Below are 22,841 nucleotides of genomic sequence, written 5' to 3'. Positions count from 1 at the left end.
CGAGGCTTGCCCGCGAAGCTTTTACGATCAGAAGTGGAACTTCACCAGGAAGCTCGTGTTGCTCTGATCGGTCTTGAAGTACTGACTGTCCCTGATCCCGTACTTGTCCGACCAATAGTCGTACTCGACACCCACATACAACTGCTTCTCGCCAATGTTCAGCGCTTTGCCCAAGTCGTATTTGATCTGCGGGTTGAAGTGCAGGTTGGCGTGGTAGGTGCCTTTGCTGTTCTTGTCGTTGTCGACCACCCAGTCCATGAAGCCATCGATCAGGATGTTCGAATCGCCCACCGGAATGGTGTAGGACCAGACCGGGGTGATCTGCCAGACGTTGTCACCAGGGCGGCTGCCTTCGGTGTGACGCTGGTAGAAGTTCAGCTGGAAGTAGTCGAAACCAGGAATCGCCAGGTCGAAACCCGGACCGATCAGGTAAGACTCGGTATCGCCTTCACCGAACTCGTACGTCATGGCCAGCAGCACGTCCTTGACCGGGCCGAACTCCAGTTTCTGGTCGAAGATTTTGCCAAACGACAAGCGCGGGCTGATTTCGCCGTAGTAGGTGTTCGAACCGACGCCGGGGTCGTCCTTGCCGTTGTAGAAAATCTTGTCGACGAACATGAAGTTGTCGCCGTATTTCCATGCATCGGCGTGCTCGAAAGTGACGGTTTGCTGAATGCGCGGGTTGACCTGGAAGTCCTTGCCATAAAGGTAGGTCAGGCTGTTGTTCTGCCATTGCAGCAAGTCGCCGGCCATGGCCTGGCCCCCGGCCAGCAAGGATCCCGCGAGCATCAGGCTGGTGCACGTACGTTTCATTCGGTTGCTCCCAAAAAGTAGGTGGTTCCACGTTATTTTTCTAAGGTCGGCGCTCTGGTGTGGCGCCTTTTCTTGCTGCTGTAAAAAATCATCCATGTGGTCAGCTTTGGTGCTGTTAGCAAGAGCTGAGCCAAGGCTTTCAAAAAGCCAAAAAATGCCCGTTCGGCTGTTCTAAAACAGTCGATTGAGCGTCTTTTCGGGAAGCCTTGGTACTGTCCAGAACCGGGGTAAATTGGCTTTCTGGTCAGGAATTAAATCCGGGCTTTTTTTTAGACCGGATTCGGGCGGCCGCGGAGAATACTGACTCCTTGGCCAGGTCTCAAGTGCCCCGCAACAGAGCACTGGCGACAGGTGTGGGGCATTGCTGAACGACAGACTTGTCTGGGTACGAATCATCTGTTGCTCCCTCTTGTTTTTATTGTTTTGTGGCGAGGGGGCTTGCCCCCGTTGGGTCGCGAAGCGGCCCCGGTATTTCCCCAGCCATGCCTTGTCGGCAGGTTTTGCGACTGCTTCGCAGCCGAGCGGGGGCAAGCCCCCTCGCCACGGGGAGCGCCTTCACAGGTTCGATTAGTGCGTGTGGGCGTGGCAGTCGTTGACGGCTGCGCGTTCGTGACCGCCGAGGATGTTGAACAACAGGTTCAATGCCAGGGCGCTAAGCGTGGCCATGGCGATGCCGCTGTGGGTGATCGGGCTCATCCACATGGGCAGGTGGGCGAAGAATTCCGGGCGCACCACCGGGATCAGCCCCATGCCGATACTCACCGCCACCAGCAACTGGTTGCGCCGGTCACCGATGTCGGCCTCCTGGAGAATCTTGATCCCGGTGGCGGCGACCATGCCGAACATCGCAATCGCCGCACCGCCCAAGACTGCCGGCGGAATCGACGCCACCAGGAACGCGGCTTTGGGCAGCAGGCTCAGCACGATCAGTAAGCCACCGGCGACGATGGTCACCGAGCGGCAACGTACGCCGGTCATTTGTACCAGGCCGATGTTCTGAGCGAATGAGGAGTGGGTGAAGGTGTTGAAGAAGCCGGCGAAAAACGAAGCACCGGCATCGCACAGCAAGCCGCGACGCAGCATCCGCGGCGTGACGTCCTGGCCGGTGATTTTGCCCAGCGCGAGGAACATCCCGGTGGACTCGACGAAGATGATTACCACCACCAGGCACATGGACAGAATCGGTGCGAGCTCGAATTTCGGCATGCCGAAATGCAGCGGGGTGACGATTTGCAGCCACGGCGCCTGGTCCATGCCGCTGAGGTCGACCATGCCGATCACGCCGCAAATCGCGTAACCCAGGCACATGCCGATCAGCACCGAGATGTTGACCCAGAATCCGCGCATGAAGCGGTGGACCAGCAGAATGGTGGCCAACACCAGTGCAGCAATGGCCAGGTAGACAGGTGAACCGAATTGAGCCGCGCCAGCGCCGCCACCGGCCCAGTTCACGGCTACAGGGAACAGCGATAAACCGATCGAGGTGATGACAGTGCCGGTCACCAGTGGCGGGAAGAAGCGCACGACCTTGGACATGAACGGTGCGATGAGCATGCCGAAGAAACCGGCGGCAATGGTCGCGCCGAAAATCCCTTGCAGGCCGATGCCGGGCATCCCGGCCATGGCCACCATGCTGCCGACCGCGGCGAAACTGGCGCCCATCATCACCGGCATGCGAATGCCCATCGGGCCGATGCCCAGCGACTGGACGATGGTGGCAATGCCAGCCACCAGCAGGTCGGCGTTGATCAGGAAGGCGATTTCTTCACGGTTCAGGCCGGCGGCCTGCCCGATGATCAGCGGCACTGCAATGGCGCCGCCATACATCAGCAGAACGTGTTGCAGACCGACCAGAATCAGTTGCACAAGGGGTAAACGTTGAATGGCGGGTGCGTCGGGGATGCGCGCTTCGGATAGCTCGGACATGCAACACCTCGGATCTTTTTTATTCTTGTGATTTTTGTATCAGGCAGACCTGTGGCGAGGGAGCTTGCTGTGGCGAGGGGGCTTGCCCCCGTTGGGCTGCAAAGCAGCCCCAATCCCAGCAATCGCGTTCTATCTAGAGGACCGCATCCGCCGGTTTTACGACCGCTTCGCGGTCGAACGGGGGCAAGCCCCCTCGCCACACAAACCCTATCTCCACAATGGTTTTTACTTACTTGGTCGGAGCTCCCTGAACAATCCACGCGCCGATCAGGTCACGTTCCTGCTGGGTCATCTGGGTGATGTTGCCCAGTGGCATGATCTGGCTGGTGACCGCTTGAGCCTGGATGCGAGCGGCGTTTTGGCGGATCTGTTCTGGCGTATCGAACATCACGCCGGCCGGTGCGGCACTGAACAGCGGGCTGGTGGGTTTGGCCGAGTGACAGACCGCGCAACGTTCCTGAATCACGCTGTGAACCTTGTCGAACGTCGGGCCCTGATTCGAGGCTTGGGCCGGTGCAGCGGCAGGCGCATCAGGTTTCGCCGCTTCAGGTTTGGCACCACCGCCCAGGGCGGTTTCCGGCAGCGGCTGGTACTCGATGGTCCCAGGTGCCTTGGCCACTTCAGGTGCGCTGGACATCGGCGCCGGGCCGGTCACGTAGGCCAGGCAAATCATGCCGACCGCCGCAACGGGCAGGGTCCAGGCGAATTTGTGGCTGTCGTGACGGGTGTTGAAGTAGTGACGCACCAACACCGCCAGCACCGCGATCCCGGCCAGGATCAGCCAGTTGTACTGGCTGCCGTAGGTGCTCGGGAAGTGGTTGCTGATCATGATGAACAGCACCGGCAAGGTGAAGTAGTTGTTGTGCCGCGAACGCAGCAAACCTTTGGCCGGCAGCGCCGGATCGGGCGTGCGGTTTTCGGCGATCGCCGCCACCAGGGCGCGCTGGGCCGGCATGATGATGCGGAACACGTTGCCGACCATGATGGTGCCGATGATCGCGCCGACGTGCAGGTACGCGCCACGACCGCTGAACACTTTGCTGAAGCCGTAGGCGGCGCCGATGATCAGCACGAACAGGATTGCGCCTAGCAGGGCAGGGCGTTTGCCCAGGGCCGAGTCGCAGAGGAAGGAGTAGATGAACCAGCTGATGAACAACGAGCCGAGGCCGATAGCCACGCCTTCAGGGCCGCTCAGGGTGCTGCCCGGTGCCAGCAGGTACAGCGTCGGGTTGGAGTAGAACACCACGCACAGCAGCGCGATCCCCGACAGCCAGGTGAAATAGGCTTCCCATTTGAACCAGTGCAGGTTGTCCGGCATGGTCGGTGGAGCCAGTTTGTATTTTTCCAGGTGGTAGATACCGCCGCCATGGATTGCCCACAAATCGCCCGCCAGCCCGTTTTTCGGGTTGACCCGATTGAGGTTGTTTTCCAGCCAGACGAAATAGAACGACGCGCCGATCCAGGCCACGCCAGTGATCATGTGAACCCAGCGCACGCTCAGGTTCAGCCATTCCAACAGATGTGCTTCCACAGTCTTTACCTCTCGCCTGTCACCCTTGTTGTCGAGTGATCAGACCTTCTCTTATTGGTGGGGGGCGAGGATCAAACACTCATCCTCTTGGAAAAAATGCTCATCGCAGTTGTTGCCTGTGCCACTGCGATCAACCACCAGGAAGTCATCCCGCTTTTCGATCGTCAGCACCGGGTGGTGCCAGACGCCGCGATGGTAATTAATGCCCTGCCTGCCGTTGGTGACGAAGGCGCGGACCAAGCCTGATACAGGTGCATCGCCAAGTGGCGCGACCACGATCAGAAAGGGGTTGCCGAGCAGCGGAATGAACGCCTGACTGCCCAGCGGATGGCGCTCCAGCATGCGCACGGTCAGCGGCATGTCCTGCGCGTCGGCGCGGAAGATGCTGATGATCGCCTTGTCCTCTGGCGTGGCGGTTTCCACCGTCGCCAGTTTGTGGAAGCGCATGGTCGAACCGTTGTTGATCATGAAGTGATCGCTGCCGTCGGTTTCGATCACGTCACCGAAAGGGGCGAAGGCTTCTTTGGTCAGCGGTTCAATCGTCAATGTGCGCATGCTGGTCTTCTTAATCTCGAATGTGTTGGGGTACTGCTTTTGTAGGAGCCGGCTTGCTGGCGATGGCGTCAGTGAGGGCGCTATCGCCAGCAAGCCGGCTCCTACAGGCTCAGCATTACTTCGCGACCTTGCCCAAAACGCGCAGGCGGCTCACACCACCATCCGGGAACACGTTCAGGCGGATGTGGGTGATCGGGCCCAGCGCCTTGATCTGTTCGGCGAAGGTGTGTTCGGCGTGCATTTCCAGCTTCTGGCTTGGCAGCAGTTCGCGCCAGAACAGCGATTGGGTTTCGATCTGGCTGTCGGTGCCGCCCTTCACGAATGCACCCTGGATCGAGCAGCTGTCCGGGTAGTTGCCCTTGAAGTGCAGGGTGTCGACGATGACTTTCTCGACTTCACCCGCATGGCCCAGCGCGACGATCACCCAGTCATTGCCCGGGGTACGACGACGTGCGGTTTCCCAGCCATCGCCCATGTTGATGCCACGGCCCGGGTTGAGGATGTTGCTCATGCGGCCGAAGTGTTCGTCGGAGCAGGCGAGGGCGCGACCGCCGTTCAGGGCTGCAGCCAGGTCGACTTGTTCGTTGTCGCCAACGGCCGACCAGTCGCGGAACGGAATGCCGTACACGCGCAGACGGGCCACGCCACCATCCGGATAGATGTTGAAGCGCAGGTGGCTGAACGCCTGGTCGTTATTGATTTCGTGGTAGTGGTGGCTGTTGCCCTGCAGTTCGACGGCCGACAGCACTTCAGTCCACTGGGTGTTTTCGTCCGGCTCGCCCGAGGCCAGGAAGCAGGCTTCCAGGGAGGCCGATGGCGGGTAGTTGCCGGTGAAGAATGAAGTGTCGATGTCCACGCCTTTGATCGAACCCGGTACGCCCAGGCGGATCACCGCGCTGTCGTAGCCTTCGAAGCGCTTGCGGCGCGACTCCCAGCCGTCCATCCACTTGCCGTTGTCATCGAACACGCCCTCTTTCCACACGGCCGGGGTCGGCTGGAACAGACGGTTGGCGTCTGCGAACCAGTCATCGGTGACCGAGATGATTTTGGTGCCCAGACGGGCGTCGGCCAGGTTGACGAACTTCTCGAAAGGTACGGCGTAAGCTTTCATTCTTCTTGTCTGCCTTTAATAAGTTGGCTTGGGATGCTTGCAGTGCCCTGGGTGCTGTTTGCGTTTGAGAACACTCGGGCAAAGCTCGCTATAGGGTCAGTAATCGGAACAACGCGATCTTGTTGATCTGCGCCAGCGCGCATTTGAATTCGGTGTCGACCGAATTGTGAATGCGCGTTTCGAACGCCGCGAGGATCTGATGCCGGTCGCTGCCTTTTACCGCCATGATGAAGGGAAACTTGAACTTGGCCTTGTAGGCGTCGTTCAGCTCGGTGAAGCGCTCAAACTCTTCGGCCGTGCATTGGTGAATACCGGCGCCAGCCTGTTCATGGGTGCTGGCTTCGGTCAGTTGGCCCTGGACGGCAGCTTTGCCGGCCAGGTCCGGATGCGCGTTGATCAGGGCCAGTTGGCTGGCGTGATCGGCGCTCAACAGGATATCGCTCATGCGCTGGTGCAGGGTTTCGATCTGGTCGATCGAAGCGTCCTGGCCCAGGTCGAAGGCCTTCTCGGCCACCCATGGCGAGTGTTCGTAGATGTCGGCGAAGGCGGCGACAAACGCGTCGCGGCTCAGGGTCGATGGCTTCAGTGTCTGGAAGTGGCTCATTTGGCAGCCCCTTGGTACGGATGGGTTTGCTGCCAGTGGCGAGCGATGTCGACGCGGCGGCTGAACCACACCTGTTCATGACTTTTAGCGTATTCGATAAAGCGCTTGAGCGAGGCCAGGCGCGCCGGGCGGCCGATCAGCCGGCAGTGCAGGCCGATCGACAACATCTTCGGTGCCTCGGCGCCTTCGGCATAAAGAACGTCAAACGCGTCCTTCAGGTATTCGAAGAAGTCGTCGCCCTTGTTGAAACCCTGGACCTGGGTGAAGCGCATGTCGTTGGTGTCCAGGGTGTACGGAATCACCAGGTGTGGCTTGCCGGTCGGGTTGTTCGGTTCCCAGTAGGGCAGGTCGTCGTCGTAGGTGTCGCAGTCGTAGAGGAAACCGCCTTCCTCCATCACCAGCCGACGAGTATTCGGACCGGTGCGGCCGGTGTACCAGCCCAGCGGGCGCTCGCCGGTGATTTCGGTGAGGATGCGGATCGCTTCGAGCATGTGCTCGCGTTCCTGTGCTTCGTCCATGTACTGGTAGTCGATCCAGCGATAGCCGTGGCTGCAGATCTCGTGGCCGGCCTCGACCATCGCGCGGATCACGTCCGGGTGACGCTGGGCGGCCATGGCCACGGCGAAGATGGTCAGCGGGATGTCGAATTCCTTGAACAGTTTCAGAATCCGCCAGACGCCGGCACGGCTGCCATACTCGTAAAGGGATTCCATGCTCATGTTGCGCTCGCCTTGCAGCGGCTGCGCCGAGACCATTTCCGAGAGGAAGGCTTCGGACTCTTTATCGCCGTGAAGGATATTGCGCTCGCCACCTTCCTCGTAGTTGAGCACGAAGGACAGGGCGATGCGGGCATTGCCCGGCCAGTGTGGGTGAGGAGGGTTACTGCCGTAACCGATCAGGTCGCGTGGGTAGTCAGCGCTCACTGCAGTCTTCCTTCTTGTTCGTGTCGACTTGTTCAAAGTCAGGGTGTGTGTGGCGGCCTGGCGATGAGAGGGCAGGCTGGCGTCACAGCGATGGAGTGATTGTATACAACTTTATATTCACTTTGTAAGCCCGATTTTTTGCATTTTTCACTGACTGCTCTCATTGGAGGGTACTGCAAGAAACCTGCCTGACTGGTCAGTTAATGGATAGAAGGTCCACTGATCTTATGGTTTGGTGCAAGATTCGCCTGCAAACCCTGAATGCCGTTGGTGGCAGTAAAAATGTCGTTTTTATTGTGTACAATTTTTTTGAAAAATGTCTTAATCAGTCACTCGCCGCAACGTTTCGTGCTCCGGAACGGTGCGGTCTCCTTTTCAACTGACTTCGGGAGGCGCGAGGTCTGACTGCTCCACGCAGGCAGGCGCGCAGAACCAATGGGACGTTTGACTACACACGTTTTGGACGCTGCACACGGTTGCCCGGGCAGTTCGATCAAGGTCGAGCTGTACCGCGTCGAAGGCTCGCAGCTGGAGCTGGTCGCCACGGCGCTCACCAACAGCGACGGCCGGGTCGATGCGCCGTTGCTGCAAGGCGATGACTACCGTACCGGGGTCTATCAGCTGCAATTTCATGCGGGCGATTACTACCGCGCCCGTGGCGTTCAGTTGCCTGAGCCTGCGTTCCTCGACGTGGTGGTGCTGCGGTTCGGCATTTCTGCCGAACAGGATCACTACCACGTGCCGTTGCTGATTTCGCCGTATAGCTATTCCACCTATCGCGGCAGCTGATCCCCCAAGCAGCTGCCTCAACCTGGAAGCGACTGCGCATATAGCTTCTTTGGTCTTTTGCCCGCTCACACTGCGGGCTTTTTTTCGCCTGGTGGAAAGTCAAAAGATCGCAGCCTTCGGCAGCTCCTACATGGAAACGCATTCCCCCTGTAGGAGCTGTCGAGTGCAACGAGGCTGCGATCTTTTGCCCTTAGCGGCTCAACAATGAGGCCGCGCCCGCACCGCTGAACAACCCGGCACTGACCCGGTTAAACCAGCTTTGCCCCTTGCCGCTACGCAGATACCGCGCCGCGCCATGAGCCCCCAGCCCATAAGCCAGCTTGCACAGCAGATCCAGCACGGTCCAGGTGGCAATCATCACCAGCAACTGCGGCAGGAACGGTTGTTCGGCACTCAAAAACTGCGGCAGGAACGCGGCAAAGAACAAAATGTCTTTCGGGTTGCTGGCGCCGAGCATGAATGCGCGCCCGAACAGTGCACGAAAGCGTGGCACCGGCGCAGCCTGGGGCACTTCGGCGCCCAGGGAGGGTTGGCGTGATTGCTGCCAGCTCTGCCAGGCGAGGTAGAACAGATACAGCGCGCCGACGATTTTCAGGGCGCTGAACAGCTGTTCCGACGCCAGCAGCAATGCGCCCAAGCCGAACGCCGAAGCGCTGAGCAGGCAGATCGAGGCAAACACGCCTCCGAGAAACGCCGGGTAAGAACGACGCAAACCGTAATTCAGACTGTTGCTGATCATCAGCAAAGACAGTGGCCCCGGGATCAGGATCACCACCAGCGCAGCGCCGCTGAACAGCAGCCAGGTTTCCAGACTCATCACTTTCCTCCCTATGCACAAAAGCCCCACCCGACGGGGTGAGGCTGGTTTGAAACGCGTACCGCGTGACGCTTACAAGAAGATGAACTTGGCGATGAAGATCGCGCAGAGCACCCACAGGCTGACGGATATTTCCTTGTACTTACCGGTGCCGGCCTTCAGCACCACGTAAGTGATGAAGCCCAGCGCGATGCCGTCGGCGACCGAGAAGGTCAGCGGCATCATGATCGCGGTGACGATCGCCGGAATGCTGTCGGTCGCTTCTTCCCATTCGATGTGCGCCATGCCGCCCATCATCAGCATCGCTACATAAATCAGCGCACCGGCGGTTGCATAAGCGGGGATCATGCCAGCCAGCGGCGCGAAAAACATTGCGGCAATAAATAGCACACCTACGGTCACGGCGGTAAGACCAGTCCGACCACCCGCCGCTACGCCAGCGGCACTTTCCACGTAACTGGTGACCGGCGGAACACCCACCACCGCCCCGAAAACGCTGGAGGCGCTGTCGGCTTTCATGGCACGGGACAGGTTTTCGATCCGGCCGTCAGCGTTCACCAGGTTGGCGCGCTGGGCGACGCCCATCAAGGTGCCGGCGGTGTCGAACATGTGCACAAAGAGGAAGGCCAGCACCACACTGATCATGCTGACGTTGAACACGCCGGCGATGTTCATGGCCATCCAGGTCGGTGCCAGGCTCGGCGGGGCCGACATGATGCCCTCGTAGTGCACCAGGCCCAGGCCCCAGCCGGCGAGGGTCACGGTGATGATGCTGATGAGGATCGCGCCGAACACTTTGTGGTAGCTGAGCACGGCGATCATCAGGAAGCAGATGGCAGCCAGCAGCGGGCCGGGCTCGCGCAGGGAGCCGAGCTTGATCAGGGTGGCCGGGCTATCGACGACGATGCCCGAGGTTTTCAGGCCGATCAGCCCCAGAAACAGGCCCACACCCGCACCCATGGCGAAGCGCAGGCTCACCGGAATGCTATTGAGCAGCCATTCACGAATCCGGGAAAAGGTCAGGAACATGAACAACACGCCGGACACGAACACCGCGCCGAGAGCGGTTTCCCAGTTGTAGCCCATGGTGCCGACCACGGTGTAGGTGAAGAACGCGTTCAGGCCCATGCCCGGCGCCAGGCCCACCGGCCAGTTGGCGTACAGGCCCATCAACAGGCAACCCAGCGCGGCGGCGATGCAGGTGGCCACGAACGCGGCACCGTGATCGATCCCGGCATCGGCCATGATGTTGGGGTTGACGAAGATGATGTAGGCCATGGTGATGAAGGTTGTCAGACCGGCGATCAGCTCGGTCTTCACCGTGGTGCCGTGCAAGCTGAGTTTGAAGATGCGCTCCAGCCAGCCATTGCGTAACGGCGGCGAGAGTTCCAGCGTCGAGGCTTCGGATTTGCGGCTTTCCACAGCGAGTACTCCTCAAGAGTTTTATTGTTATTTCCAGGGCCGGACCCATGAGGGTGGCAGCGACCCTTTGAGGTACTTGCGAATTTGTTGACCTGATGGTCAGGAACTCGCACGAAGCGAATTATGCTTTTGTATACAAATAAAGCAAATAATGTTTTTGATTTTGTAGACGAAAAAAATGGCAGGCGGGGTATATAGATATGAAATGTGATGTGTAGCGAGCTTTTTGTGGCGAGGGAGCTTGTTCCCGCTGGGACGCGCAGCGGCCCGACTCAGGCGGTGGCAATTTTTCAGGCATACCGGCGTTATCGTTCTTTGCGACTGCTGCGCAGCCGAACGGGAGCAAGCTCCCTCGCCACAGTCAGGTGTCGTCCCGATCAACTCTGGTTACTTCCCCCAATGCCAGATTCACCGCCAACCACCCATTCACCGCCGTCTCCCCAGCTTCGGCAAACACCCGCTCGAGCAATTTCACCTGCTCGCGCCGCAACGACTGCTCGAACCGCGCGCCTTCCACAGTCAGTTCCAGCAGCCGCTTACGCTTGTCGGTCTGGGACGCGACGCTGTTCACCAAATGCATTTCCACCAACTGCCGCAGCGGAATGTTCAGCGCCTGCTTGGTCACGCCGAGCAACGCCAGCAACTCCTTGACACTCAGGTTCGGATAACGCGCGATGAAAAACACAATGCGCTGATGCACCCGGCTCAAGCCGCGCCGCTCGAGCATTTCATCAGCCTTGGCGGTGAAGGCCTGATAGCCGAAGAAAAACGCTTCCATGGCTTGTTGCTGGGTGGTGGGGTTTTTAAGGTCAAGCATGTTGACGTATCCGCTCGGTCTGTCGTAATTTCGGTCAATCAGTTTGACTCATTTTCCTCAGGCCTCGCTACCGGTGACCCCCATGGCTTTTTCCGAACGTGTCTCGCGCCTTAAAAGTTCTTTGATCCGTGAAATCCTCGCCGCCGCCCAGCGCCCGGAAGTGATGTCGTTCGCCGGCGGTTTGCCGGCCGAAGCCATGCTGCCGAAAGTCGAGTGGGCGCAGATGCCGCTGTCCATGGGCCAATACGGGATGAGCGAAGGCGAGCCGGCACTGCGTGAAGCGTTGGCGGCCGAAGCCCGGGCGTTGGGCGTGCCGTGTGAGGCGAGTCAGGTATTGGTGGTCAGCGGTTCGCAACAAACCCTCGATCTGGCGGCCAAGCTCCACATCGACAAAGGCACCGAAATCCTGCTTGAAGCGCCGACCTACCTGGCGGCGTTGCAGATTTTCCAGCTGTTTGGCGCCGACTGCATCACCGTCCCGCTGGAGGCTGATGGCCCGAACCTGGTGCAACTGCGCAGCCGTCTGGAACAACACAAGCCAGCGTTCATCTACTTGATCCCGACGTTTCAGAATCCGTCGGCGGTGCGCTACAGCGAAGCCAAGCGCGACGCGGTGGCAGCGTTGCTCGACGAATTCGGCGTGACCCTGATCGAAGACGAACCCTACCGCGAACTGACCTTCGATGGCGGCAGCGCCACGCCGATCGTCAGCCGCTTGAACAAGGCCAGCTGGATCTACACCGGCACCGTGTCGAAAACCCTGCTGCCGGGCCTGCGGGTCGGTTACTTGATTGCCAGTCCGGACCTGTTCCCGCATTTGCTGCGGCTCAAGCAATCGGCCGATCTGCACACCAACCGCATCGGGCAGTGGCAAGCGCTGCAATGGATCGGTACTGAAAAGTACCAGCAGCACCTGGGCGAGTTGCGGGACTTCTACCGGGTTCGTCGGGATGCGTTCCAGTCGGCACTTGAAAGGCATTTTTCCGATCTGGCGGATTGGAACGTGCCGCAGGGTGGGCTGTTTTTCTGGCTGACGCTCAAGCAGCCGCTGGATACCCGCACGCTGCTCAAAGCTGCGCTAGCGGCGGATGTGGCGTTCATGCCGGGTGAACCGTTTTTTCCTGAGCCGGATAACAATCCTGGCCATCTGCGACTGAATTTCAGCCACATTGACCCGGCACGGCTGGACGAAGGGCTCAAGCGATTGGCAGCGGTGGTGCGTCAGGCCCAGGCGGCGCAAGCGGCCTGAGGCTGTTGGTGGGAGAGGGGGTAGAAACGAATAAACCGGCCAATCGACCGGTTTATTTTTGTTCGGGTTTTGCGGTGTTTTACCAGCGCCACAGACGCGTCAGACCGCAGCAAACCGCTTATCCAGATAATCAATGATCACCTTGGACTCATACATCCAGGTGGTCTGGCCATTCTCTTCGATGCGCAGGCACGGCACCTTGATCTTGCCGCCTTGCTCCAGCAGGGCCTGGCGATCCTGTTCGTTGTTCTTCGCATCGCGCAAGGCCACCGGAACGTTCAGGCGACGCAGGGTGCGGCGGGTTTTCACGCAGAACGGGCAGGCGTGGAACTGATACAGCGTCAGGTCCTTGGCGGCCGCTTCGACCTGAGCCTGAGCGGCGGCGGGGCGCTGCTTCTTGCCTGGACGGGTGATGAAATCGATGAAGATGATCAGTTGGCCGAGGCCGACACGAAGCGCTTTGACGAACACGGTATAAGTCTCTCAGGGCAAACAGAAGGCGCGCAGCTTACCTGATTTTTCGCAGGCGAAAAAAAACCGGCGATCAGTGCCGGTTTTCTTCGTGCTGCGAATTACTTGATCAGGCTGAGAAACTCGCTGCGGGTGGCCGCGTTTTCGCGGAACTCACCGAGCATCACCGAGGTGATCATCGTCGAATTCTGTTTCTCCACACCGCGCATCATCATGCACATGTGCTTGGCCTCGATCACCACCGCCACGCCCAGGGCGCCGGTGACTTGCTGGACCGCATCGGCGATCTGGCGGCTGAGGTTTTCCTGGATCTGCAGGCGGCGGGCGTACATATCGACGATCCGCGCGACTTTCGACAGTCCCAGTACCTTGCCGCTCGGAATATAGGCAACGTGCGCCTTGCCGATGAACGGCAGCAGGTGATGCTCGCACAACGAGTAGAGCTCGATGTCCTTGACCAGCACCATCTCGCTGTTGTCGGAGCTGAACAAGGCACCGTTGGTGACCTCTTCCAGCGTCTGTTCATAACCGCGGCAGAGGTACTGCATGGCTTTGGCGGCACGTTTTGGCGTGTCGAGCAGGCCCTCGCGGGACACGTCCTCGCCCAATTGGCCGAGAATCGCGGTGTAATTCTGTTCCAGGGACATGAAACTACCTGTGGGATTTTACGCAAAGGGCAAGGGTACGGTGGCAAACACGGCGCTGCAAGCGTGAAGCGACAGCTTTACTCGTCGCGACCTTCCATCATGGTTCGTTTAAGCATCACGTAAACCGCTCCAGCGCCGCCGTGTTTCGGCTGGCACGAGGTGAAGCCGAGCACCTGTGGATGCTGACGTAGCCAGGTGTTGACGTGACTCTTGATCATCGGCCGCTTGCCGTCCAGACGCACGGCTTTGCCGTGGGTGACGCGCACGCAGCGGATTTCGAATTTAGTTGCTTCGGCCAGAAACGCCCAGAGGGTTTCACGGGCCTTTTCCACGTTCATGCCATGCAGGTCGAGGCTGCCTTCGAACGGAATCTGTCCGATCTTGAGCTTGCGCATCTGGCTTTCCTGAACACCGTCACGCGCCCACATCAGCTCGTCTTCCGGGCCGACATCAATCACAAACTGATCGGACAGCCCGTCAACGGTGGTCGCATCGGTGCGCACAGTGGCGGCCTGGCGCAGCTTGGCGATTTGCGCGCGGTCGGCCTTGGGTTTGCCGGTTTCGGCGCGATCGTGCTTGATCGGCTTGACGCCTTGGATCGCGCTTTTGAACAGGGAAAAATCGTCGTCTTGCATGTCAGCCTCCGCGAAGGGGGGGCAGTTTACCCAAGTCGGAGCGCTATCCATAACAATTGAGGCCCGTCAAAACGCCAGGCCTTTGATTCAGTCGTGTTTTTTCATCAGGTGCGGGGCTATGTTCAGCTCTCGCGACTGGCGCGAACGGCGACGGCAGCGGCGCCATAGCGACACGCCGAGGTACAGCACGAACACGCCCACCGCCAGAATGATCGACGAGCCCAGCGGGCTGGCATTCAACTCGCCCAACGCCGGTGGCCGCCCGAGCAGGCTGGCCGCGCCGGCCATCGCCAGCAATACACCGCACATCGCCAGCAGGGCAGCGAACGCTGCGCCGAAACGAAATCGCCAGTTGCGTTGGCCCTTGGGCCGCAAGCGGCGTGCATCAAAACCATCGGATAACTTCATTCCGACCTTCCTCAATGGGTATCGGCCCTTCGACCGGGAGTTGACCGGGATGTTCCTGAGGCTAGGGCAATTACGGCAAATGAGAGGCTTTTGCGGATGAGCGGCGGTTTGGGCCGCTCATCGACGGTCGATCAGATCAGATCGCGGGTCAGGGCGAGGGTGGCGAAGTTGTCCGCCATGATCGCCATTTCGGTCTGCTGAACGTGTTCGGCGCTGAGGATCCCGCCCTTGCAAGGCAAATCCCGCGTCGCGCAGGCGTCTTCCACCAGAGTGCAGCGAAAGCCCAGGTTCTTCGCCGCACGCACGGTGGTGCTGACGCTGGAGTGACTCATGAAACCGCAAACGATCAGGTCGAGCGAGCCCAGTTGTTGCAGGCGATCGTACAGTTCGGTGCCGTGAAACGCGCTTGGCAGCAATTTACCGATGACGGTTTCGTCGCCCTGTGGCTCCAGGCCCGGGATGAACTCGCCGCGTTCGCCCTGGGGATCGAACAGCCCACCGACGGTGCCGAGGTGACGCACGTGCACGATTGGCCGACCGGCTGCACGGGCAGCGGCCAGCAGGTGTTTGATGTTCGCGACGGCAGCATCCATGCCGCTCAGGGCCAGCGGACCACTGAGGTATTCTTTCTGGGCATCGATGATGACTAGGGTCGCATGACCCAGATTGGCCGCTGCGTAACCACGGCCGCTGAGTTGAAACATCGTTTTTGGAACGGACATTCTGGGGCTCCTTCGGGTGGGGCTTTTGCGGCATTGTCCTCTGGCTGAGCGCTTCTGTGAATCGCTTCCATCGCAGGCACCGCCGTTGCTGGCTCGCAGCCTTGTCAAGATACTCGTTCTGTTCAATAGCTCGCTGAAAAAATAGAAGAGTCCTACATCTGATCCGGTGTTTTTCCTGCGTCGTCGCGGCGCCTTTTGGCTGTTAGAATCGTCAGTCGTTTTTTCTGGAGTTTACCCCGTGATCACTTCCCGCCTTCGTACCCTGCGTGACCATATCCGTTGGGCCGTCAGCCGCTTCCATGGGGAGGATCTGTTTTTCGGCCATGGGACCGACAACGCCTGGGACGAAGCCCGTCAACTGGTATTGGGTGCGCTGCACTTGCCGTGGGAAATCGCCGACAGCTATCTGGACTGCCGTCTGGAGGACGATGAGCTGGTCAATCTGCAACGCTTGCTCAAGCGCCGCATCGAAGAACGCATTCCGACCGCTTACCTGCTGGGCGAAGCCTGGTTCTGCGGCTTGTCGTTCATTGTCGACGAACGCGTGCTGATCCCGCGTTCGCCGATTGGCGAGCTGATCGAAAAACGTTTCGAGCCGTGGCTGGGTGCCGAACCTGCGCGCATTCTCGACTTGTGCACCGGTTCCGGTTGCATCGGTATCGCCTGTGCCTATGAGTTCCAGAACGCCGAAGTGGTTTTGGCCGACCTGTCGTTCGAAGCACTGGAAGTGGCTAACCAGAACATCGAGCGCCACGGTGTCGACGAGCGCGTGTTCACCGTTCAGGGCGATGGTTTCGGTGGTTTGCCAGGGCAACGTTTCGACCTGATCGTGTCGAACCCGCCTTACGTCGATGCGGAAGATTTCGCCGACATGCCGGACGAATACCAGCATGAACCGGAGCTGGGCCTGGCCTGTGGCGACGACGGTTTGAATCTGGTGCGCCGCATGCTCGCCGAAGCGGCGGATCATCTGACCGAGAAAGGTTTGTTGATCGTCGAGGTGGGTAACAGCCAGGTTCACGTCGAGGCGTTGTACCCGGAAGTCGATTTCGCCTGGCTGGAGTTCGAGCGCGGTGGGCATGGGGTGTTCATGCTGACCGCCGAGCAGTGCCGCGATCATCAGGCGCTGTTCGCTTCTCGCATCTGACCCCGAATATTGTGGTGAGGGAGCAAGCTCCCTCACCACAATTGGGTTTGATGTCGGTTACCGATGCGTGGCAATCCAGATCAACAACCCCGCCTGAAACACCGCAAACGCCACCAGACAGGTAATGGTAAAGCGCAATCCAGCGTCTTCACGCTTGTACTTGCTGACCTTTTCTTCGTGTTTCTTCAGTTTGACTTCCTGTTCCGCCAGGTTCTGCTCGGCTTGCTGGAGCATCTGCGCGGCTTCGAGGATTTCCACCTGTTGCAGCTTTTCGCTGTTCCAGTCGCCCAGCAAATCACCGATCTGCACCTCTTTGACGCTGCCCTTCAAATGCTGGGCATCGGCGTAGGCCACGTCAAAACCGTGCACCCGCAGAAAGTGGTCGCGGCGCAGGCGCGTGTCTTCGTTCAACGCGTCCTTGTTGTTCAGGTCGGTGCCGTCGACGGTGTAGGCGGGCCATCGTTTCTTCGCCCAAGTGATGCCTTGAGCCGCCATATAGCGCCCGATGCCACGGTTCATCGGCTCTATCTGCAAGCCGCTTTCCGGAGCGAAATGCACGCGTTTGGCGGTGTGATCGACCCACACATCCAGATGATTCTGTTCTTTGCGCACCCTTTGGCCTGGCAGCTTGATGGCCATGCGCAGCAGGCTGTGCTCCTTGCTGTTGCGTTCGGCGTAACCGAATTCGACAAAGCGCAGCGGCCGCCCGCCGGTGTTACGGTCGGTTTGCAACGGCGCCAGGCGGAGCATTTTGTGGTGCTCGACGTGGACGTCCGCCCACGGCAGCTCGACCGCTGGCGGTGTGTCTTTTTCAGCGGTGGAGTCGGGTGAAGTCTGGGTATCAGTCATAACGGCGAGATCCTGTCCAAGCTCTGTTGCCGCCAGTCATAGCGCTGGCGACAAAGGCTTATCGGCCGTTTTTTTCAGGACTGGAGCTTAACTGGGGCGAAGTCCGTCAATAAATCCGAGGATTCGTGCGCCGAGCTCCGCCGCCAGGGGCAATTGCGGATCTTTATAGGAGGCCAATTGCCGCTTCACGTCGTTGGGCACGATGCGCATGACGTGGTTCATGCCTTCGATCAGTGCCAGTTCGGCGTCCGGTTTGGCGGCTTTGAGCGCCCTGGCGTCACCCACGCCGACCTGGATGTCGTTGCTGCCCTGAATGATCAGTGCCGGCATCTTCAGTTTGGCGAAGGCGGCTGCCGGGTCCTGGCGGAACAGTGAAATCAGGTACGGCTGCACGCTGGGGCGGAAAATCACCTGCAACTGCGGCGGCACGTTGTCGTCAGTGTGGCCGGCCTTGAGGCTGTCGAGCAGTTCATTGCTGCGCAGCATCAAGGCCGGCGGCAAGCGATTGCTCAACTGCTGGCGCAGCACTTGATCGATCGGCCGCGCGCTGCCGGACAGGGAAATCACCGCCGCAGCGTCGACACTTGGCGCCGCCAGGCTGGCAATCAACGCACCTTCGCTGTGACCCAGCAAAATCAGTTTGCCCAGACGTGGGTCGGCCTTGAGCTTCTGCCCCCAGGCCACGGCATCGGCCACATAGGCTTCCACCGACAGATTGCGTTCATCGGGCGTTGCCGCAAGGCTCGCCGCCACGCCGCGTTTGTCGTAACGCACACTGGCAATGTTGTGTTTGGCCAACACCCACGCCAGCCGTTTGAGGCTGTCATTGCGCCCGCCGTCGGGGTTGTTTCCGTCACGATCCGTGGGACCGGAGCCGGAAATGATCAGGACAACCGGTACCGGCGTGTCGGACTTGGGCAGCAACAGCGAGCCGAAAAGCTCGCCACTGCCGGTGTCCAGGGTAATCGGGCGTTGCAGGACGGAGGCCTGTACAAAACCGGTAAACAGGGTAAGGCTCAAGGCTAGAACTCGCAGCATCATCACGCCATCATCAACAAGGTGCCGGTTGGACTCGCAGGCACCCATAAGGTTCGAGGATGAACTACTTGGGTAGCCTGCGTATACTGGCGCGCATTACGTATTTTAGGTTCGATTTCACGGAGCGTCCTGCATGTCCGGCAATACCTACGGCAAGCTGTTCACTGTCACCACCGCGGGCGAAAGCCATGGTCCGGCGTTGGTCGCCATTGTCGATGGCTGCCCGCCGGGCCTGGAGATCTCCCTTGAGGACCTGCAGCGCGACCTGGACCGCCGCAAGCCCGGCACCAGCCGACACACCACCCAGCGCCAGGAAGCCGACGAAGTCGAGATCCTTTCCGGCGTGTTCGAAGGCCGCACCACCGGTTGCGCCATCGGCCTGTTGATCCGCAACACCGACCAAAAGTCCAAGGACTACTCGGCGATCAAGGATCTGTTCCGTCCGGCCCACGCCGACTACACCTACCATCATAAATACGGTGAGCGCGATTACCGCGGCGGCGGTCGCAGTTCGGCCCGTGAAACCGCCATGCGCGTAGCCGCCGGCGCGATTGCCAAGAAATACCTGGCCACCCAGGGCATCGTCATTCGTGGCTACATGAGCCAGCTCGGCCCGATCGAAATCCCGTTCAAGACCTGGGATTCGGTGGAAGAGAACGCTTTCTTCAGCCCCGACCCGGACAAAGTGCCGGAGCTGGAAGCCTATATGGACCAGTTGCGTCGCGACCAGGATTCGGTCGGCGCGAAGATCACCGTGGTCGCCGAAGGCGTGATGCCGGGCCTCGGCGAGCCGATCTTCGACCGCCTCGACGCCGAACTGGCCCATGCGCTGATGAGCATCAACGCGGTCAAGGGCGTGGAAATCGGCGCCGGTTTTGCCAGCATCGCCCAGCGCGGCACTGAACACCGCGATGAAATGACCCCGGAAGGTTTCCTCAGCAACAACGCCGGCGGCATTCTCGGTGGCATTTCGTCGGGGCAGCCGATCGTTGCGCACCTGGCGCTCAAGCCTACATCGAGCATCACCACGCCGGGCCGTTCCATCGATATCCATGGCAACCCGGTGGAGGTCGTCACCAAGGGCCGTCACGACCCGTGCGTCGGCATCCGCGCCACACCAATCGCCGAAGCGATGATGGCCATCGTGCTGATGGACCACTTGCTGCGTCACCGCGGGCAGAACGCCGATGTGCGCGTGAGCACTCCGGTGTTGGGGCAGCTTTAATGGCTGATCTGAAAGCCGCTGCAGTCTGATGACGGTGGCGGCGCTCCCGTACTGGCGGCTTTCCAGCTTCTACCTGTTCTATTTCGCCTTGCTCGGTTCGACAGCGCCGTTTCTGGCGCTGTACTTCGATCATCTGGGCTTCAGCGCCGCGCGCATTGGCGAACTGGTGGCGATCCCGATGCTGATGCGCTGCGTGGCGCCGAATATCTGGGGCTGGCTCGGTGACTACACCGGGCGACGCCTGGCGATCGTGCGTTTCGGCGCCGCCTGCACCTTGCTGACCTTCTCGCTGATTTTCGTCAGCAAAAGCTACACCTGGCTGGCGATGGTCATGGCCTTGCACGCGTTTTTCTGGCATGCGGTGTTGCCGCAGTTCGAGGTCATCACCCTGGCTCATTTGCGGGGACAGACCTCGCGCTACAGTCAGATTCGCCTGTGGGGCTCCATCGGTTTCATCATCACCGTGGTGGCGCTGGGCCGATTGTTCGAATGGCTCAGCCTCGACATTTACCCGGTGGCACTGGTGCTGATCATGGCCGGGATCGTCGTCAGCAGTCTCTGGGTGCCCAACGCGCAACCGGTCCAGGGTGAACGGTTGACGGGGGACGGATTCCTCCAGCAATTGCGCAGTCCCGGGGTGTTGGCGTTTTATGCGTGCGTGGCGCTGATGCAGATGAGTCACGGGCCGTATTACACCTTTCTGACCTTGCACCTTGAGCGACTCGGTTACAGTCGCGGGCTGATCGGCATGCTCTGGGCGGTCGGCGTGGTCGCCGAAGTCTTGATGTTTCTGTTCATGAGCAAGATTCTCGCGCGCTTCTCGGTACGCCGGGTGCTGCTGGCGAGTTTCCTGCTGGCGGCTTTGCGTTGGTTGTTGCTCGGCTCGTTTGCCGAGTTCCTTTGGGTGTTGCTGTTCGCCCAGGTGCTGCACGCCGCCACCTTCGGCAGCTTTCACGCCGCTGCCATCCAGTTCGTGCAACGTAGCTTCGGCGCGCGCCAGCAAGGGCAGGGCCAGGCGTTGTATGCCGCGCTGGCCGGCACCGGCGGTGCACTGGGCGCGTTGTATTCCGGCTACAGCTGGAATGCCCTCGGCGCCACATTGACCTTTAGTATTGCCAGCCTCGCAGCCTTTGCCGCTGCCGTTATCATTGCCACACGTATGCAAGAGGACAGGCCATGAGCCTTACCCGTGAACACCTCGCCCAGGAAATCATCGACGCCGGGCGCTTTCTGTATGGTCGCGGCTGGTCGCCGGCCACCAGCAGCAATTACTCGACCCGCCTGTCGCCGACCGAAGCCTTGCTGACCGTGTCCGGCAAGCACAAGGGCCAACTGGGCCCGGACGATGTGCTGGCCACCGACTTGTCAGGCAACAGCCTGGAGCCAGGCAAGAAGCCGTCCGCCGAAACCCTGTTGCACACCCAGCTCTATAGCTGGCGTCCGGAGATCGGCGCGGTGCTGCACACCCATTCGGTGAACGCCACGGTGCTGTCGCGCCTGACGCCGGAAGATTTCATCGAGTTCGAAGACTACGAACTGCAAAAGGCCTTCAGCGGCGTGTCGACCCACGAGTCCCGGGTGCGCGTGCCGATTTTCGACAACGACCAGGACATTGCGCGGCTGGCCACCAAGGTGCAGCCTTGGCTCGACGCCCACCCTGATTGCGTCGGCTACCTGATTCGCGGTCATGGCCTCTACACGTGGGGCGCGCGCATGAGCGACGCACTGCGGCAGATCGAGGCTTTTGAATTTTTGTTCGAGTGCGAGTTGAAGACGCGCTCGCTCTTTAACCGTAATGCATGAACTGTTAAGGAGTTGCCCTGATGAGCAGCCTGTCCGTTTACCACGTCTCAAGCCCTGACATTCCGAACAAGGTGCTGACCCACTTTGAAGACATCGCCTCGACCCTGGCCGAGCAGGGCGTGCGTTTCGACCGTTGGCAAGCCGCAGCGAAAATCCAGCCCGGCGCCAGTCAGGAAGAAGTGATCGCCGCGTACCAGGAGCAAATCGACAAGCTGATGACCGAGCGCGGTTACATCACCGTCGACGTGGTCAGCTTGAACAGCGATCACCCACAAAAAGCCGAGTTGCGTGCCAAGTTTCTCGATGAACACCGTCATGGCGAAGACGAAGTGCGATTTTTCGTCGCCGGCCGTGGCTTGTTCACCCTGCACATCGACGATTACGTGTACGCCGTGCTCTGCGAGAAGAACGACCTGATCTCGGTGCCAGCCGGCACAAAGCACTGGTTCGACATGGGTGAAAACCCGCATTTCGTCGCAATCCGCCTGTTCAACAACCCCGAAGGCTGGGTGGCCAACTTCACCGGCGATGACATCGCCAGCCACTTCCCGTGTCTTGAGGACTGAACCGATGCCGATCAAAGCGATTCTCACCGATATCGAAGGCACCACCAGCGCGGTGAGTTTTGTGTTCGACGTGTTGTTCCCGTACGCGGCCAAACACCTGCCGGACTTCGTTCGCGAAAATGCCGAACGTGTTGACGTCGCCGAACAGCTCGCCGCTGTTCGGCGTGACAGCGGTGAACCGCAAGCCGACGTCGAGCGGGTTATCGAAATCCTCTTGGGCTGGATCGCCGAAGACCGCAAGGCCACGCCGCTCAAGGCGTTGCAAGGCATGGTCTGGGAGCAGGGGTATCTGGCCGGGCAGTTGAAAGGCCACGTTTACCCGGACGCCGTTGAAGCGCTGAAACGCTGGCATCAGGAAGGCTATCAACTGTTTGTGTATTCCTCGGGATCGATTCAGGCGCAAAAACTGATTTTCGGTTGTTCGGAGGCGGGGGATCTGTCGCCACTGTTCAGTGGCTATTTCGACACCACTTCAGGGCCCAAGCGCGAAGCGCAGTCCTATGAGCGCATCACCCAGGCGATTGGTGTCGAGGCTTCGCAGATTCTGTTTTTGTCCGACATCGTTCAGGAACTGGACGCGGCGCGCACGGCCGGTATGGCCACCTGTGGCCTGGCCCGTGAAGGCGGGGAATTGGCAGGGCATGTGACGGTGGACAGTTTTGCGCGGATCACTCCTTCTGCCCTGTAAACCCCAGAACCTGTAGGAGCAGAGCTTGCTCGCGAAGGCGGCAGGTCAGTCAACATTAATGTCGCCTGACACTCCGCTTTCGCGA

At 59.9% G+C, this 22,841-nt stretch carries 25 protein-coding genes; 8 read left to right on the top strand and 17 right to left on the bottom strand.

Going from position 1 to position 22,841, the window contains the following annotated elements; all coding sequences use genetic code 11:
• Positions 1–27: 27 nt before the first annotated feature.
• The 7 genes from AC1DQM_RS14465 to puuE form a co-directional block, all read right to left on the bottom strand.
• Positions 28–813, bottom strand: coding sequence for an outer membrane protein OmpK (locus AC1DQM_RS14465; RefSeq protein ID WP_019579695.1), 786 nt, complete (start codon positions 811–813; stop codon positions 28–30).
• Between the two features lie 567 nt (positions 814–1,380).
• Positions 1,381–2,739, bottom strand: a complete 1,359-nt coding sequence (locus tag AC1DQM_RS14460; protein ID WP_018925185.1) for a nucleobase:cation symporter-2 family protein — start codon at positions 2,737–2,739, stop codon at positions 1,381–1,383.
• A gap of 229 nt (positions 2,740–2,968) precedes the next feature.
• Positions 2,969–4,270, bottom strand: a complete 1,302-nt coding sequence (locus AC1DQM_RS14455; protein ID WP_019648213.1) for a urate hydroxylase PuuD — start codon at positions 4,268–4,270, stop codon at positions 2,969–2,971.
• A 51-nt stretch (positions 4,271–4,321) separates the two neighbouring features.
• Entirely contained in the window at positions 4,322–4,825 is a 504-nt protein-coding gene (locus AC1DQM_RS14450) for an ureidoglycolate lyase (RefSeq protein ID WP_018925187.1), read from the bottom strand.
• 115 nt (positions 4,826–4,940) lie between these two features.
• On the bottom strand, positions 4,941–5,936 hold the full coding sequence (alc, locus tag AC1DQM_RS14445) for an allantoicase (protein WP_007940834.1): 996 nt from the start codon (positions 5,934–5,936) through the stop codon (positions 4,941–4,943).
• Positions 5,937–6,024: 88 nt separating this feature from the next.
• Entirely contained in the window at positions 6,025–6,540 is a 516-nt protein-coding gene (gene uraD / locus AC1DQM_RS14440; RefSeq protein WP_477746395.1) for a 2-oxo-4-hydroxy-4-carboxy-5-ureidoimidazoline decarboxylase, read from the bottom strand.
• Positions 6,537–7,463 (bottom strand): allantoinase PuuE, encoded by a 927-nt coding sequence (gene puuE / locus AC1DQM_RS14435; protein ID WP_007940832.1) that lies wholly within the window; start codon positions 7,461–7,463, stop codon positions 6,537–6,539. Before puuE ends, uraD begins: the two co-directional genes overlap by 4 nt.
• Before the next feature lie 435 nt (positions 7,464–7,898).
• On the opposite strand from puuE, the gene uraH reads away from it, so the two are divergent.
• Positions 7,899–8,252: a hydroxyisourate hydrolase gene (gene uraH / locus AC1DQM_RS14430; protein WP_007940831.1), complete on the top strand. Its 354-nt coding sequence runs from the start codon at positions 7,899–7,901 to the stop codon at positions 8,250–8,252.
• A 190-nt stretch (positions 8,253–8,442) separates the two neighbouring features.
• On the opposite strand, the gene AC1DQM_RS14425 is transcribed toward uraH, so the two are convergent.
• From AC1DQM_RS14425 to AC1DQM_RS14415, 3 genes are all read right to left on the bottom strand, one after another.
• The gene (locus AC1DQM_RS14425; RefSeq protein ID WP_018925190.1) at positions 8,443–9,069 is read right to left on the bottom strand and encodes a LysE family translocator; all 627 of its coding nucleotides are present in this window, start codon (positions 9,067–9,069) and stop codon (positions 8,443–8,445) included.
• Between the two features lie 72 nt (positions 9,070–9,141).
• The gene (locus AC1DQM_RS14420; protein ID WP_064619262.1) at positions 9,142–10,491 is read right to left on the bottom strand and encodes an NCS2 family permease; all 1,350 of its coding nucleotides are present in this window, start codon (positions 10,489–10,491) and stop codon (positions 9,142–9,144) included.
• A 361-nt stretch (positions 10,492–10,852) separates the two neighbouring features.
• Complete coding sequence (locus AC1DQM_RS14415) at positions 10,853–11,308, bottom strand: MarR family winged helix-turn-helix transcriptional regulator (protein WP_019648217.1); 456 nt, start codon at positions 11,306–11,308, stop codon at positions 10,853–10,855.
• A gap of 82 nt (positions 11,309–11,390) precedes the next feature.
• Here AC1DQM_RS14415 and AC1DQM_RS14410 point away from each other — a divergent pair, with 82 nt between their 5' ends.
• Positions 11,391–12,557 carry an aminotransferase-like domain-containing protein gene (locus AC1DQM_RS14410; protein WP_477746394.1) on the top strand — a complete coding sequence of 389 codons (1,167 nt, stop codon included), beginning with the start codon at positions 11,391–11,393 and terminating at the stop codon, positions 12,555–12,557.
• A gap of 99 nt (positions 12,558–12,656) precedes the next feature.
• Here AC1DQM_RS14410 and AC1DQM_RS14405 read toward each other — a convergent pair whose 3' ends face one another.
• The 5 genes from AC1DQM_RS14405 to AC1DQM_RS14385 form a co-directional block, all read right to left on the bottom strand.
• The gene (locus AC1DQM_RS14405) at positions 12,657–13,028 is read right to left on the bottom strand and encodes a glutathione S-transferase N-terminal domain-containing protein (RefSeq protein ID WP_018925194.1); all 372 of its coding nucleotides are present in this window, start codon (positions 13,026–13,028) and stop codon (positions 12,657–12,659) included.
• Positions 13,029–13,129: 101 nt separating this feature from the next.
• Positions 13,130–13,675: a GTP cyclohydrolase I FolE gene (gene folE / locus AC1DQM_RS14400; protein WP_007988130.1), complete on the bottom strand. Its 546-nt coding sequence runs from the start codon at positions 13,673–13,675 to the stop codon at positions 13,130–13,132.
• A gap of 77 nt (positions 13,676–13,752) precedes the next feature.
• Entirely contained in the window at positions 13,753–14,310 is a 558-nt protein-coding gene (locus AC1DQM_RS14395; protein ID WP_008005647.1) for a Smr/MutS family protein, read from the bottom strand.
• An 87-nt stretch (positions 14,311–14,397) separates the two neighbouring features.
• A complete protein-coding gene (locus AC1DQM_RS14390; protein WP_018925195.1) occupies positions 14,398–14,718 on the bottom strand; it encodes a hypothetical protein in 321 nt (106 codons plus the stop codon).
• 131 nt (positions 14,719–14,849) lie between these two features.
• Complete coding sequence (locus tag AC1DQM_RS14385; RefSeq protein ID WP_007940817.1) at positions 14,850–15,440, bottom strand: cysteine hydrolase family protein; 591 nt, start codon at positions 15,438–15,440, stop codon at positions 14,850–14,852.
• 238 nt (positions 15,441–15,678) lie between these two features.
• On the opposite strand from AC1DQM_RS14385, the gene prmB reads away from it, so the two are divergent.
• Positions 15,679–16,587 (top strand): 50S ribosomal protein L3 N(5)-glutamine methyltransferase, encoded by a 909-nt coding sequence (gene prmB, locus AC1DQM_RS14380; RefSeq protein WP_477746393.1) that lies wholly within the window; start codon positions 15,679–15,681, stop codon positions 16,585–16,587.
• A 57-nt stretch (positions 16,588–16,644) separates the two neighbouring features.
• On the opposite strand, the gene AC1DQM_RS14375 is transcribed toward prmB, so the two are convergent.
• Both AC1DQM_RS14375 and AC1DQM_RS14370 read right to left on the bottom strand, forming a co-directional pair.
• Positions 16,645–17,436 carry a hypothetical protein gene (locus AC1DQM_RS14375; RefSeq protein ID WP_064619253.1) on the bottom strand — a complete coding sequence of 264 codons (792 nt, stop codon included), beginning with the start codon at positions 17,434–17,436 and terminating at the stop codon, positions 16,645–16,647.
• 87 nt (positions 17,437–17,523) lie between these two features.
• Positions 17,524–18,522, bottom strand: a complete 999-nt coding sequence (locus AC1DQM_RS14370; protein WP_019579707.1) for an alpha/beta hydrolase — start codon at positions 18,520–18,522, stop codon at positions 17,524–17,526.
• A gap of 85 nt (positions 18,523–18,607) precedes the next feature.
• Between AC1DQM_RS14370 and aroC the strand changes: the two genes are divergently transcribed.
• From aroC to mtnC, 5 genes are read left to right on the top strand one after another with little or no spacing between them, the layout of a single operon-like run.
• Complete coding sequence (gene aroC / locus AC1DQM_RS14365; RefSeq protein ID WP_007940813.1) at positions 18,608–19,699, top strand: chorismate synthase; 1,092 nt, start codon at positions 18,608–18,610, stop codon at positions 19,697–19,699.
• Positions 19,700–19,727: 28 nt separating this feature from the next.
• Entirely contained in the window at positions 19,728–20,879 is a 1,152-nt protein-coding gene (locus tag AC1DQM_RS14360; protein ID WP_477746392.1) for an MFS transporter, read from the top strand.
• Positions 20,876–21,502: a methylthioribulose 1-phosphate dehydratase gene (locus AC1DQM_RS14355; protein ID WP_018925202.1), complete on the top strand. Its 627-nt coding sequence runs from the start codon at positions 20,876–20,878 to the stop codon at positions 21,500–21,502. Before AC1DQM_RS14360 ends, AC1DQM_RS14355 begins: the two co-directional genes overlap by 4 nt.
• Positions 21,503–21,522: 20 nt before the next feature.
• Positions 21,523–22,068 (top strand): 1,2-dihydroxy-3-keto-5-methylthiopentene dioxygenase, encoded by a 546-nt coding sequence (locus AC1DQM_RS14350; RefSeq protein WP_018925203.1) that lies wholly within the window; start codon positions 21,523–21,525, stop codon positions 22,066–22,068.
• Between the two features lie 4 nt (positions 22,069–22,072).
• The gene (gene mtnC, locus AC1DQM_RS14345; protein WP_477746391.1) at positions 22,073–22,756 is read left to right on the top strand and encodes an acireductone synthase; all 684 of its coding nucleotides are present in this window, start codon (positions 22,073–22,075) and stop codon (positions 22,754–22,756) included.
• Positions 22,757–22,841: the final 85 nt, after the last annotated feature.

This window comes from Pseudomonas sp. 01L34, from assembly GCF_056400265.1.
Note: the sequence above shows the minus strand (reverse complement) of the source record. Positions and strands in the feature narration are given on the sequence as shown.

Excerpts from the sequence above, each read along its gene's own strand:
- AC1DQM_RS14450 (WP_018925187.1), bottom strand. The coding sequence starts at position 4,825 with ATGCGCACATTGACGATTGAACCGCTGACCAAAGAAGCCTTCGCCCCT.
- AC1DQM_RS14385 (WP_007940817.1), bottom strand. The coding sequence starts at position 15,440 with ATGTCCGTTCCAAAAACGATGTTTCAACTCAGCGGCCGTGGTTACGCA.
- AC1DQM_RS14360 (WP_477746392.1), top strand. The coding sequence starts at position 19,728 with ATGACGGTGGCGGCGCTCCCGTACTGGCGGCTTTCCAGCTTCTACCTG.
- uraH (WP_007940831.1), top strand. The coding sequence starts at position 7,899 with ATGGGACGTTTGACTACACACGTTTTGGACGCTGCACACGGTTGCCCG.
- aroC (WP_007940813.1), top strand. The coding sequence starts at position 18,608 with ATGTCCGGCAATACCTACGGCAAGCTGTTCACTGTCACCACCGCGGGC.
- alc (WP_007940834.1), bottom strand. The coding sequence starts at position 5,936 with ATGAAAGCTTACGCCGTACCTTTCGAGAAGTTCGTCAACCTGGCCGAC.
- AC1DQM_RS14350 (WP_018925203.1), top strand. The coding sequence starts at position 21,523 with ATGAGCAGCCTGTCCGTTTACCACGTCTCAAGCCCTGACATTCCGAAC.
- uraD (WP_477746395.1), bottom strand. The coding sequence starts at position 6,540 with ATGAGCCACTTCCAGACACTGAAGCCATCGACCCTGAGCCGCGACGCG.
- AC1DQM_RS14375 (WP_064619253.1), bottom strand. The coding sequence starts at position 17,436 with ATGACTGATACCCAGACTTCACCCGACTCCACCGCTGAAAAAGACACA.
- mtnC (WP_477746391.1), top strand. The coding sequence starts at position 22,073 with ATGCCGATCAAAGCGATTCTCACCGATATCGAAGGCACCACCAGCGCG.
- AC1DQM_RS14355 (WP_018925202.1), top strand. The coding sequence starts at position 20,876 with ATGAGCCTTACCCGTGAACACCTCGCCCAGGAAATCATCGACGCCGGG.
- AC1DQM_RS14415 (WP_019648217.1), bottom strand. The coding sequence starts at position 11,308 with ATGCTTGACCTTAAAAACCCCACCACCCAGCAACAAGCCATGGAAGCG.
- AC1DQM_RS14410 (WP_477746394.1), top strand. The coding sequence starts at position 11,391 with ATGGCTTTTTCCGAACGTGTCTCGCGCCTTAAAAGTTCTTTGATCCGT.
- AC1DQM_RS14395 (WP_008005647.1), bottom strand. The coding sequence starts at position 14,310 with ATGCAAGACGACGATTTTTCCCTGTTCAAAAGCGCGATCCAAGGCGTC.
- folE (WP_007988130.1), bottom strand. The coding sequence starts at position 13,675 with ATGTCCCTGGAACAGAATTACACCGCGATTCTCGGCCAATTGGGCGAG.
- AC1DQM_RS14370 (WP_019579707.1), bottom strand. The coding sequence starts at position 18,522 with ATGGGTGCCTGCGAGTCCAACCGGCACCTTGTTGATGATGGCGTGATG.
- AC1DQM_RS14465 (WP_019579695.1), bottom strand. The coding sequence starts at position 813 with ATGAAACGTACGTGCACCAGCCTGATGCTCGCGGGATCCTTGCTGGCC.
- AC1DQM_RS14460 (WP_018925185.1), bottom strand. The coding sequence starts at position 2,739 with ATGTCCGAGCTATCCGAAGCGCGCATCCCCGACGCACCCGCCATTCAA.
- AC1DQM_RS14425 (WP_018925190.1), bottom strand. The coding sequence starts at position 9,069 with ATGAGTCTGGAAACCTGGCTGCTGTTCAGCGGCGCTGCGCTGGTGGTG.
- AC1DQM_RS14390 (WP_018925195.1), bottom strand. The coding sequence starts at position 14,718 with ATGAAGTTATCCGATGGTTTTGATGCACGCCGCTTGCGGCCCAAGGGC.